This is a genomic window from Niabella aurantiaca DSM 17617 (assembly GCF_000374125.1).
GTDB lineage: Bacteria > Bacteroidota > Bacteroidia > Chitinophagales > Chitinophagaceae > Niabella > Niabella aurantiaca.
Window position 1 is genome coordinate 628,054 of the sequence record NZ_KB893626.1, and the last position, 10,481, is coordinate 638,534.

Consider the following 10,481-nt stretch of genomic DNA (forward strand, 5'->3'; position numbering starts at 1 on the left):
CTTCGTTGTGTCACTCCCTGCATCGTCCGGTAATACTGCTCAGCTTTTTTTGTATTTGTTTTTGGGATTGCGTTTTGTGTGAAAAACAGACAGAACAGTAATCGTTTTATGTTGCTCATCTATTTCATATACGATGATGAATGGAAATGTTGCTACTCCTGCTTCCCGGAACGGCCCCATGCCATATTTATATGCCTTGGGATTTTGGGCGATTTTTGTTAAAGTGAGTTCTATTTTTGCCTCAAAACGTGCCCCAAGACCTTTTTGTTGCTGCTCGTACCGCCAACGGCAGCTGAGGTACTCTTCTTCGGCTTCTTCAATAAAATGGAGCGTAAAACTCATTTTGCCGGGTTCGATTTTCTCTTAACGGCATCCCAGGTGAGTGTCTTTGTTGTTCCCTTTTTTAAACCAGCGGAGCGCCTGTTTATTTCAGTAACAAAATTGTCATCCTTCCACCACCAGCCTTTGTCCTCTTCCTCAATAGAATCTTCTAAAACAGCGTATAACGCCTGTACCTTTTTGTCATCGGCCTGCTGGATATACTCCACCAGTTTTTCGCGCTTTATTGCTGTTGTCATTATAAATTGCTTTCTTACGAAGTTAAGAATTTTGCGGAAACCGTATTCCCCTGATGGCCTTCCTTTTTTACTATTCAGATTCCGGTATCAGCCGGGACTATTTCTGAATAGCCTATGTAAAAACCGCGAGATTCTGCGAGATTCTCGCGGTTTTTACATATTGAAATAAAAAAAGTGAAAAAATCTTTCGTTTTTCACTTTAACAATTGACCATTGACCATTCACCACTCTACACCGCCGTCAGCAGGGCATACATATAGCTGAACCTTGAGCTTTCCGGCACCAGCAGGAACACTTTGTCGCCTTTTTTCAGCTGACCGCTGTTAAACAGCTCGTCTACCATAAAATAGACCGAGGCGGCGCCCACATTGCCCACTTTGCTCAGGTTCACAAACCATTTTTCATAAGGAATGTGATGGCCCAGCTTCAGGTGCTCTTCGTATATTTTATCTTTAAAGAAGTTGCTGCTCATATGCGGCAGGTACCAGGTAATATCGTCCGGGTTCAGCCCGCGGCGCTCAAACAGCTCCGGCAGGATCTTTCCGCCCAGCGGCACAATATTCGGGCTCAGTAGTTTTACATCCTGCTTAATGCTCAGGACGGATTTTTCGTTCAGCTCCTCGTGGTTAAATTCCAGGAAGCTTTTCAGGTGGCCATCCTCCTGCTTTTCCGCGCCCATATACATGCAGGCCTCCATATAGTCGGCATAGGAAATGCCTTCCATCCACTCGATCTTCAGGCTCAATCCTTCTTCATTCTTCTTATTGGAAATTAAGAACGCAGAAGCACCATCCGACAGCATCCAGCGTAAAAATTCCTTGTCGAAGCTGATATAAGGATTTTCTTCGAGCGCTTCCAGTTTATGCACTTCATCTTCAAACTGGTTGGCTACCAGGGAGGCCGAGAACCGCTCGGAGCCGGTGGCAACAGCCGTGGCTGCATCCCCGGTCTTTACCGACATATAGGCATATTTCAACGCATGCATGCCTGCGCAGCATACCCCTGCGGGCGATACGACTTCAATGGAACCCAGCTCCGGCAGCCAGCCATGCACCATCACGGCATGGGAAGGCATCATCTGGTCCGGCGACGAAGTGCCGCAGGAAAGCACATCTACCTGTTTCATGCCCGCTGCGTCCTGTTTAAACAATTCCTTAATGGCCTCCGCCGTTAGCTGGGCGTTGGTATGGGTGATCTTTCCGCCTTTTTCCAGCGCATAATAACGGTTGGTAATGGCATTGTTTCTCAAAACAATTCGTCTGGATTTGGATGGTTTTCCATTAATGTAGCCCAGGTATTCCTCCATTTCATCGTTGGATACCGGGTTGTTGGGGAAGTAATGAGCGGTACGGTTAATATAAACGTCGTTCAAATTCATAATGTTTTCTAATCATTTATTTTTTATATCCCTGCCTCAGAATCGGGCTTTTTCCCGCTAAAATGCGGGATCGCACCCTTCGGCTACAGTGCTTCTTTTGAACTAATGAGCGGTCAGATCTTTTCCCTCCATTCCACACCCGCATAATAGTCCATTTGCCGCCGGATCTTCTTTTGGCTGAACGGGCGCACCAGGATCAAATCTACTAATAAAATAATAGGAGAAGCGATCAGTAATGCTACCGCAAGATAATATTTATAGGCAACAAGTATTTTTTTTCTGTTTTGCGGGTGTTTGCGAATGATAGCCACCCATTTTTTGAATATTTTTCCGGCTTTGCGCTCAATATACATCAGGGAGTATTTGACCTCCACCGCCTTTTGTTTTACCAGCTCCGGCTGCAGGCCCTCCCAACTACCGGATTGCAGGAACCGGTTTACCGTTGCGCCAAAAACGGAAGCATTGGCAATGTCTTTCCGGGCCACGCCTGGCCGGGGAAAGATACCCCATTTGCGGTCTTTTCTGCCCGTGCCCAACCAGTGAAAAATGGTCACATAGCTGAGGTGGTTGGGGTGCCGGTCAAACAGGGCAATATTGCCTACCAGCTGTGCGCCGGCTTCGCGAAGCAGTTTCTTGTTCTTTTCCTGGGCGTTGATCCACATATTGCGGCAGCCACAAATGGTAACCAGTGGGGTGTTTTTGATAAGCGCCTTAAATGCTGCATCCTGTAAAATGGAGCTGATGGGGATGCTGGGCGACAGGTTCCAGGGCTGCCAGGCCAGGATCACCAGGTCGTACTGTTCCCGGGATACGGACCAGGGCTTCAGCGCTGTGGGGATCACGTCCACGGATTCCGGAACAGTATCAAAGAACACGGGAATACTCCAGGGAAAGGGAAACTGGTGTTGGGTTTGTACCTGCAAAAAATCGACCAAAGCGCCGTCCGCAAGCAGCGGTTTTAAAAAGGAATCAAGGATCTGCTTTGTTTGCCCGGATTGTGTAAAATAAACCGCTAATACATGCTTGCTCATACCTGAAATTATAAAAGGCCCGACAGTGATTTTGATTTCTTGCTGTAGTTTTTCACGCTTTGCTGTGTAACGGAAGGCAGGGATGCCAACTGGTCACGGATCATTTTGCTGTCTTCCGCAATGTTTTTAGAATATCCCAGCGACCGGGGAGCATTTTCCTGGATCATCAGGCGCAGGAAACGGAATTCCGCATTTTTTGGATGGGCCGCTATGGCTGCCTCCAGCTTTTTATGCCCCTGTTTGAAGATCGAAAGCTTTTTGGCGGGAACGGTAACCAACCCTGCTTTTCGCATCTCCAGTGCGCCGATGTAGGCGCGGGCCTCTGTGGCGTTGGTATAGCTGTTTACCTGGCGGATCTGCGTATCAATGTTCTTTACGGAGCTGCCGGCCAGTACGCTGTAAAACGCTGATTTTGATTGTGCTGTAACGGTACTGATAGTCAGTAGCCACAACCCGATCGTTCCAATAAATGTTAAAAACCGCTTCGTCATAAATAAAGTTTGCAAAGGTAACGGATTATTGAGAGTATCGGTGGGTTTTGTACGATTTCATTCACCGCCCGGTACTTTCTCTTTTGTTGTCCTTTTAAGGATGAAATTAAAGAAACGGCCGTTGGTTGGCTTATTTTTTTTAATTGTTAAAAGCCCGGCGGGGTGGTATGGAAAACATTGGTCTTTATACCGATTTTTACCTGTAAAAATAGTTCCTCCGCGTTGCACATTTGCGGGAACGATTTCAGTATTCGTCGCCATTTGGGGTGGCCGTTTTCAAATTCTTTAATGAACTGCCTGTCTTTCTTATAAGAAAATCTTAAAATCGGTCATTTTTTTAAAACCTGTTAAAATATGACCATTATTATTCAAAAATGAATTACTTTTGGTGCCCCATATGAGGTGTATGGGGGATTAAAATTTTATTATTTAAAGCCTTAAATTTCTATTTAAAATGGCAGCTAAGATTAGATTGCAAAGACATGGGTCAAAGAAGAGACCCTTCTACTTTATCGTAGTGGCAGACGCAAGAAGCCCTCGTGATGGTAAATTCATTCAAAAATTAGGTACGTACAATCCGCTGACCATCCCTGCTACAATTGAGCTGGATCGTCAGAAAGCATTGGAATGGCTGAATAAAGGAGCTACTCCTACCGATACCGTTCGTCGTATCCTGAGCTTTAAGGGTGTGTTGTACCTCAAGCACCTGTTGCGTGGTGTAAAACTGGGCCTGTTTGATGAGGCTGCTGCGATGCAGAAATTCACCGCCTGGAGTGCAGAGCATGATGAGCAAATCAAAAAACGTACTGCAAAAGCGATTGAGGAAAGAAAAGCAAAACGCAGGGTGGCCAGCGTTACTCCGCGTAGAGCCGCTGCTCCTGAAGCAAACGCAAACGCTGAAGGTAACGGCGAATAATAGTAGAAAAATGATTCTTAAAATAAAAAGCGGCTCCGGGCCGCTTTTTATTTATTGTATAACCGGATGTAAACGTGAAACAGGAAGACTATATCAGTATCGGAAAGATCGCAGGGGTTTATGGCCTCAAAGGAGAAGTGATCCTGCAACATGCGCTGGGCGATACCGCATTTGATGGCCTGAAGAAAATATTTATTAAGGATACCGGAGGAAACTTTTTGCCCTGGTTTGTTGAGGGCGCAAGAACAAAGAGCGAAACAGAGGCCTACCTGAAGCTGGAAGAAATTCAAACGCCGGAAGCCGCCAAACCCCTGCTCCGGAAAGAAGTTTGGTTCGTCGGGGCCGATTTTAAACGCTATGCCAGTAAAACGGCCCCCATCAGTCTTTTGGGCTATACGGTAAAAGATGGCAGGCAGGTGCTGGGCATTATACAGGAAATTATTGAACAACCCCATCAGGTGCTCTGCCGCCTCACGGTTCGCGGAAAAGAAGTACTGATCCCCCTGCATGAAGAAAGTCTGAAAAAGGTAGATCATCAATATAAGAACATTACCGTAAAATTGCCGGATGGTCTGCTGGAGGTATACCTGGGAGGCTGAGTAATTCTAATCGAAATAACTATATATGAAAACAACCTGTACGCTTATCTTATGGGCATTATTTTTGGTATCCTGTAAAAATGAATTATCTGAGGAACAAAAAGTTTTCCTGGATTTTGCAAAGCTGGAAGACCGGTATTCGGGTACGCAGTTTTACACCAACCTGTATCTGAATGATTATACCCTACCCGAAACAGCATTTGACGATAAGACGTTTTCAATAAAGGAATGTGCTGAAAAGCTGCGGCAACAAATAAAATTTATAAATGATCCTGAAGAAGGCTTGCGTTTTTTGGGGTGGGATGAAGCCCGTATGCAGGAAACGCTTCCTTATCCTGCTGTTTTTTACCTGAACCGTTTGGGAGACAGTGCCGTGGAGGTTAACGGAAAAATACTTGTTCCGGAATCGGTACATACGTTTTCTTTTGATAGCTCTGAAACGGGTAAAACCATCCATAAAGACAGTATGAAGATTACCTTGCTGCATATGTCCAACAATGTAGCCACCCTGCTTGTAGTGGATGAAACAGCGGTGTGGGATTATAACTATACTTATGATATGATCGATAAAAGTGGCCGGAAGCTGGAGAAGAAAAAAGTGGATTCTTTAACTCCGGGGTATTACTACCCGTTTCCGGCGGATGGCTACAATATTTCGGTCCAGGGCTACCTGAGCCGGTGGCAATCCGACAGCGCCATTCATTTTGATAACTCCCGGCTGCAGATAAAGGGGACCAATAAAAGCGGGGCTGCGTTATTAACAAACTGCAAAGAGGAGGATTTCAGGCATTACCTGTGGTACCGGAATCATGATATGCCTTACAGTGATATGGCCAGCGACTACCTGCTCGTTAGGAGCAACTACCGGGAGCCGGATACGGATCCTGACCATTTTTTCATCCCGATGTATATCATGACGGTTGCTGTTGCCGGGAAGCTTCAAAAGGTAGAAGGGCTGATCCGGTCTTCGAAGGGTAAAATAGAAGAGATCAGGCTGGGGCAATTTCCTGTGCTGCCCGGCGGGGAAGGCGATGGCTTTAAGCCACTCAGGGTCGTATACGGGAAGATCCCGGAAATCAATGCGCAGAACGTATTGGATCATATCCGTGCGGGATCTTTTGAAGTGCGCAACAGGGACCGTTCAGAAAATGTATGCATCTACGTTTCGGTACCGGTGACGGAGAACATGCTGGAGCAAAATCATTTTTCCCCGTTCCGAAAGACTATTTTTTATCCCTATATCCGCAATGTGTATGCGGTTACGGGAAAAGGGGATACCATAGAAATCAAAGACACCGAAAATGCCCGGGACCTGCTTCCTTTGGGATTATCGTCCTTTTACAACCAAAATATTGTTGCGGTGAAGATCCCCCGGCCGGGTGTGGAAATTAAAACCTATATCTGCGCAGCCGATTTCTCATTGGTGCCTGCACAAACCTCTACATACAGCATCGCTGCTCTTCCTGCAGATTTCAGCATCAGCAATGATCATAGGCAGGTAGTTGTTCCCAATAATAACAGCCACCCCTTTAAAATAAACCTGTATAATGGGGAACAACCGGTACAGAATGTCTTTATTAAAGAAGCCTCCGACAGTTCCGGAAGCAGGCTGGTGTATCGAACCGGAGTTCCTGTGAACAAGATCGAAGTAGTCCGTTTTGATGGTGAACGTACCAATCTTCCGGTTAAAATAGCGATCATCCCCTCAGAACAAAAGACCCCGGGCAGATTATAATTATAAATTTAGATACGGCTTACCGGGGCGCAATACCAGGAGCCAGCTTTGAATATCCTGCTTCATTGGGGTGCAGACCATCTGTAAACAACGATTCATTTATTTTTCCTGAAGGCAGCAACAGCTTCTTCCCCGGATCGGCAAACAGGAAGGATCCTTTTTGGGCAACCTGCTGCAATTGTTTATTCAGGGAGGCGATCCTTGCTTCCGTATTCCTTCTCGGAAAAATGCCCACCAGCTTTATTTTGGCCAGCGGCTGCCGCTGCCGGATCTGTTGCAGCAAAAAGGCAATGCCCGCCACCGTTGCTTCGTCGGTACTGCCCCCGATATTGTTGGTGCCGATCATGAGCACGATGTTCTTGGCGGCAAATCCATCCAGTTCCCCATGGTATATCCGCCACAATACATTTTCAATACGGTCCCAGCCAAAGCCCATGTTCCGGAAATCGCTCAGGTATTGATTCCAGCTTTTTTCGCCCCGGGCAATATGTGCTTTGGGCGCTCCGGCCCAGTAGTGGGTAATGGAATTGCCGATGATCACATTCACGGGTGGCTGTTCCTCATTCAACTGCAGCTCTTCTTCGTGCCGCTTTTTCCATTCATACCCACCTGCTTCCCTGCGCTGGCTTATGGGCTGTGTAGTGCTGACAGGGCCTACCGGCATTTTCAGGATGGGGCGCAATACTTTTTCATAAGCATCGGCATAGGCCTGCATGCCCAGGTCGTTGGGATGTACATAATCCACCGTACCATCGTCGGGGAACCGCATCGAATCCCGGGTAAGATAGTACAGGTCTTTAACGCCCTGTTTTTTTAATGCGTTGTACGCCTTCCACTGGGTTTCGTTCAGGCGTTTCCAGATCACGGCTCTTGTGGAATCCGTCTGATCGTTAAAATACCCGATATGATCGGTAAGCAGGATCGGTTCCCGGTGCTTTTTCCGGATAGCAGTAACCCCATAGATCACCCGGTCATAGACTTCCTCCTGCGAAAGCGCGCCCATATTGGGGAGGCAGTCAAACACGTAGGCTGCTGCATCCTGTTCATTGATCAGGTCTACCAGCGCTTTTTCAAATGGTCCGTTCCCCGAAAACGCCAGGTTGATCACCGGGTAATCGAGCTTGCGGGACAGGATATTCGTCCAGCCCATTGCGGGGCGGGAAGCGCATCCGCCCTGGGCGATGGAAGTGCCGTAAACGATGACCGGCTTTTCTTTGAGCACCGGGATAAATTCAAAATACGCATCTTCCGGAACGCCTATTTCCATCCATTGTACACTGTTATAAAGGGGCAGGAACAACCGGTATTCAAACCCTTTTTTATGAAAGGTGCCCGGGAAAAGATTCTTATAACGGTAAAGAACGGTATCGGAAAACGTATAATTGCCCCAGGCCCGCTTCCATTTCCCGTTTTCATCAATGGCATAGAGATCTACACCCGATACGCCCGTGGCCGGCATATGATTCATGGCGAACGGACCTTTAACATGATACCGTATGGTGATCTCCGGGGCATTGGTATAGAAATGAATGCTGAGGCCTGCAGCATCCTTTGAAAGGTTCCATACCGCTTTGCGCACTTCTTTTTCGGCGCGTTCCGGCAGGCGGGCAAAGGTTTTGCCGATCTCGGCGGTCCAGCCCTGGTTCTGGATGACGGGCCGATCTGCTTTAAGCGGGTTGTACCAACGGGTTTGAGCGTGCAGGGAGGAAACAAAAAGAACCAGGAAAAATGCAATCGTAATTTGTAATCGTTTCATTTAAGAGAAAAATTATATCAGGTAATAAACAGCTGAGTACCATTTCTTTTTAATGGTATCCGGTCATAAAGATAAATCGGGCGGACGAAACTAAAAAGTTTGAGTAACTTGTAACGGGTTCTTCCAACAATCGATATAAAAAAAGCGCTATGAAAAAAACGGAGATCATTGCACAACATTTAATGGACGTGCACCAGGGAAATAACTGGACCGATGTTGCCATCGCCGGCACCATCGCCGACATTGACTCGAGGGAAGCGTTTGCACCGGTCCCTTTTTCCCAGAACACCATTGGCACGCTGTTAAACCATATTGCTTACTGGAACAGGGTAGTGGCTGAGCGGGGAAGGGGCATTAAACCGGTAATAGCGGCGCATAACGGATTTGAAATTTCTGAGCCGGCACCGGAGCTTTGGGAAGAAATAAAAACAACCTTATTCCGGTCGGCACAGGAATTGTCGGATGTGATCCGTGGTTTTGACGAAGCAAAACTGGAGGCCCCTGTATTGCCGGAGCATTCCAGTGCGTACAAAAATTTCCAGGGGCAGGTGGAGCATGTGCATTACCACCTGGGACAGATCGTGATCATCAAAAAATACCTGCGGTCGGCCGGGTGAGCATCCCCCGCAAACGCGGGTTCCGGCTACTCCAAAAAAAGAAACGGCCTTCTGCATTTACCAAATCAGAAGGCCGCCTCTTTTTGAAAAAAGTATGTTATTGTACCAGTGTTATTTCCGGTAAGGTTGTAGCCTTGCCTCTAACCGTGGCTACATCATTTACAAGGGTATCTTTATATTCGTTGGAACCGTCAAAAAGCACACTGTAGGTCCCCTCTTTCAATCCCCGGATTTTAAAGTACCCATTGCGGTTGGGAAGCGCTGTTGCGGTATCAGTAGCATTATAGGCTTTGATCAACGCTGCCGCAGCCCCGGGTTTTACAACACCTTCGATCTGGGCAGAGTTTGAGTCAAAAAAGGGTTTCAGCACCGGCAACAGGAAATATTGATTGCCTCTGCGAATGATGGATCTTCCCAGGTCGAAGTCGATCCATACAGCCACTTTTGTGCTGTCTTCCTGCCGGTTATCCCGGTGCAGATTCACATACAGATAGCTGTTTTTCCGGGTGGTAACCACCGTCAGGGGACGTTCGGTGCTGTCTTTTACCAGGTAGCTTTTTTCGCCCAGGGTGATCCGGATCTTTCTTACCGTGCCATTTACGGTACCGCTTGCAAGCAGGGTATCAAGCCCGTTCCTGAGCGCCAGCACATCGTACAGGCCGGGGGTGAAGTTCAATGCTACCCATTTGCCATAGGAGTCATGGTTCCGGGCAGAGTCGGCCGGCGTTTTTGAATCATTATCCTCATCCTGGTCACTATCGCCGAAATGATCATCGTTTTGATGCATGCCCGTGTCTATCTTTGCTTCTACAGCGGCAATGTCTATATATACGGCATCAAACCTGGTGGGAGCATCTGTAAGGTATATGGACAAATTTTTTGATGGGTCTGTAAACTGGGCACTGTTTTCCGGATCATTTTTTTGCCGGCTGCTGCTTTCTACAGCGCTTTTGTTGCAGGAGATAGCAATACAACCCGCAATAAGCAATACCGTTGGCAATATCTTTTGCATGTTTGAAAATTTAAAGTGTTAATTTTTTGAGACGCTAAAGGAAAAAAGAGAATATGAAGGAAAGATGAACCTTCATTGGGTGCATTTCAGATTTTCGCACTGTTATTTTTGGGGAATGGGTTAAATTTAAGAATAAAACCCATAAAATATGACAAAACAGGAATACCTTGACGCGGCAGAAAAGCGTTATGATGAGCTCCAGCGTTTGAACCTACTTACGGATTTTTACGATTATGAAAGCGAGTTTGTAAGGATTTGGCAAGACCTGGGTCGGGAGGTGCTGGAAAAAAACATTAGTACTCCGGGTAACGATAAGCGTAAAAAAAAACCTCACAACACTGGGACACGTAACAATCAATAACAAACAT

At 46.8% G+C, this 10,481-nt stretch carries 12 protein-coding genes; 5 read left to right on the forward strand and 7 right to left on the reverse strand.

Going from position 1 to position 10,481, the window contains the following annotated elements; translation table 11 throughout:
- Window positions 1-39: 39 nt before the first annotated feature.
- The 5 genes from B160_RS28665 to B160_RS30505 all read right to left on the reverse strand — a co-directional run bounded on the left by B160_RS28665 (window position 40) and on the right by B160_RS30505 (window position 3,478).
- Window positions 40-342, reverse strand: a complete 303-nt coding sequence (locus B160_RS28665) for a type II toxin-antitoxin system RelE/ParE family toxin (RefSeq protein ID WP_018627349.1) — start codon at window positions 340-342, stop codon at window positions 40-42.
- Complete coding sequence (locus B160_RS0107855; RefSeq protein WP_018627350.1) at window positions 339-578, reverse strand: hypothetical protein; 240 nt, start codon at window positions 576-578, stop codon at window positions 339-341. The genes B160_RS28665 and B160_RS0107855 overlap by 4 nt, the downstream gene beginning before the upstream one ends.
- A gap of 229 nt (window positions 579-807) precedes the next feature.
- On the reverse strand, window positions 808-1,956 hold the full coding sequence (gene darB, locus B160_RS0107860; protein ID WP_018627351.1) for a dialkylresorcinol biosynthesis protein DarB: 1,149 nt from the start codon (window positions 1,954-1,956) through the stop codon (window positions 808-810).
- A gap of 113 nt (window positions 1,957-2,069) precedes the next feature.
- Window positions 2,070-2,987: a hypothetical protein gene (locus B160_RS0107865; protein WP_018627352.1), complete on the reverse strand. Its 918-nt coding sequence runs from the start codon at window positions 2,985-2,987 to the stop codon at window positions 2,070-2,072.
- Window positions 2,988-2,995: 8 nt separating this feature from the next.
- Window positions 2,996-3,478: a hypothetical protein gene (locus tag B160_RS30505; protein ID WP_018627353.1), complete on the reverse strand. Its 483-nt coding sequence runs from the start codon at window positions 3,476-3,478 to the stop codon at window positions 2,996-2,998.
- A 454-nt stretch (window positions 3,479-3,932) separates the two neighbouring features.
- On the opposite strand from B160_RS30505, the gene rpsP reads away from it, so the two are divergent.
- The 3 genes from rpsP (at window position 3,933) to B160_RS0107890 (ending at window position 6,728) form a co-directional block, all read left to right on the forward strand.
- Window positions 3,933-4,394 carry a 30S ribosomal protein S16 gene (gene rpsP, locus B160_RS32380; RefSeq protein ID WP_018627355.1) on the forward strand — a complete coding sequence of 154 codons (462 nt, stop codon included), beginning with the start codon at window positions 3,933-3,935 and terminating at the stop codon, window positions 4,392-4,394.
- Window positions 4,395-4,468: 74 nt separating this feature from the next.
- The gene (locus B160_RS0107885; protein ID WP_018627356.1) at window positions 4,469-4,993 is read left to right on the forward strand and encodes a ribosome maturation factor RimM; all 525 of its coding nucleotides are present in this window, start codon (window positions 4,469-4,471) and stop codon (window positions 4,991-4,993) included.
- A gap of 25 nt (window positions 4,994-5,018) precedes the next feature.
- Window positions 5,019-6,728, forward strand: a complete 1,710-nt coding sequence (locus B160_RS0107890; RefSeq protein ID WP_018627357.1) for a hypothetical protein — start codon at window positions 5,019-5,021, stop codon at window positions 6,726-6,728.
- A gap of 19 nt (window positions 6,729-6,747) precedes the next feature.
- Here B160_RS0107890 and B160_RS0107895 read toward each other — a convergent pair whose 3' ends face one another.
- A complete protein-coding gene (locus tag B160_RS0107895) occupies window positions 6,748-8,484 on the reverse strand; it encodes an SGNH/GDSL hydrolase family protein (protein WP_018627358.1) in 1,737 nt (578 codons plus the stop codon).
- Between the two features lie 149 nt (window positions 8,485-8,633).
- Here B160_RS0107895 and B160_RS0107900 point away from each other — a divergent pair, with 149 nt between their 5' ends.
- Window positions 8,634-9,101, forward strand: a complete 468-nt coding sequence (locus tag B160_RS0107900) for a DinB family protein (RefSeq protein WP_018627359.1) — start codon at window positions 8,634-8,636, stop codon at window positions 9,099-9,101.
- Window positions 9,102-9,198: 97 nt separating this feature from the next.
- Here the strand turns inward: B160_RS0107900 and B160_RS0107905 are convergent, their stop codons facing one another.
- Window positions 9,199-10,113, reverse strand: a complete 915-nt coding sequence (locus B160_RS0107905; RefSeq protein ID WP_018627360.1) for a DUF4382 domain-containing protein — start codon at window positions 10,111-10,113, stop codon at window positions 9,199-9,201.
- Window positions 10,114-10,261: 148 nt separating this feature from the next.
- Here B160_RS0107905 and B160_RS0107910 point away from each other — a divergent pair, with 148 nt between their 5' ends.
- Window positions 10,262-10,474, forward strand: coding sequence for a hypothetical protein (locus B160_RS0107910; RefSeq protein WP_018627361.1), 213 nt, complete (start codon window positions 10,262-10,264; stop codon window positions 10,472-10,474).
- Window positions 10,475-10,481: the final 7 nt, after the last annotated feature.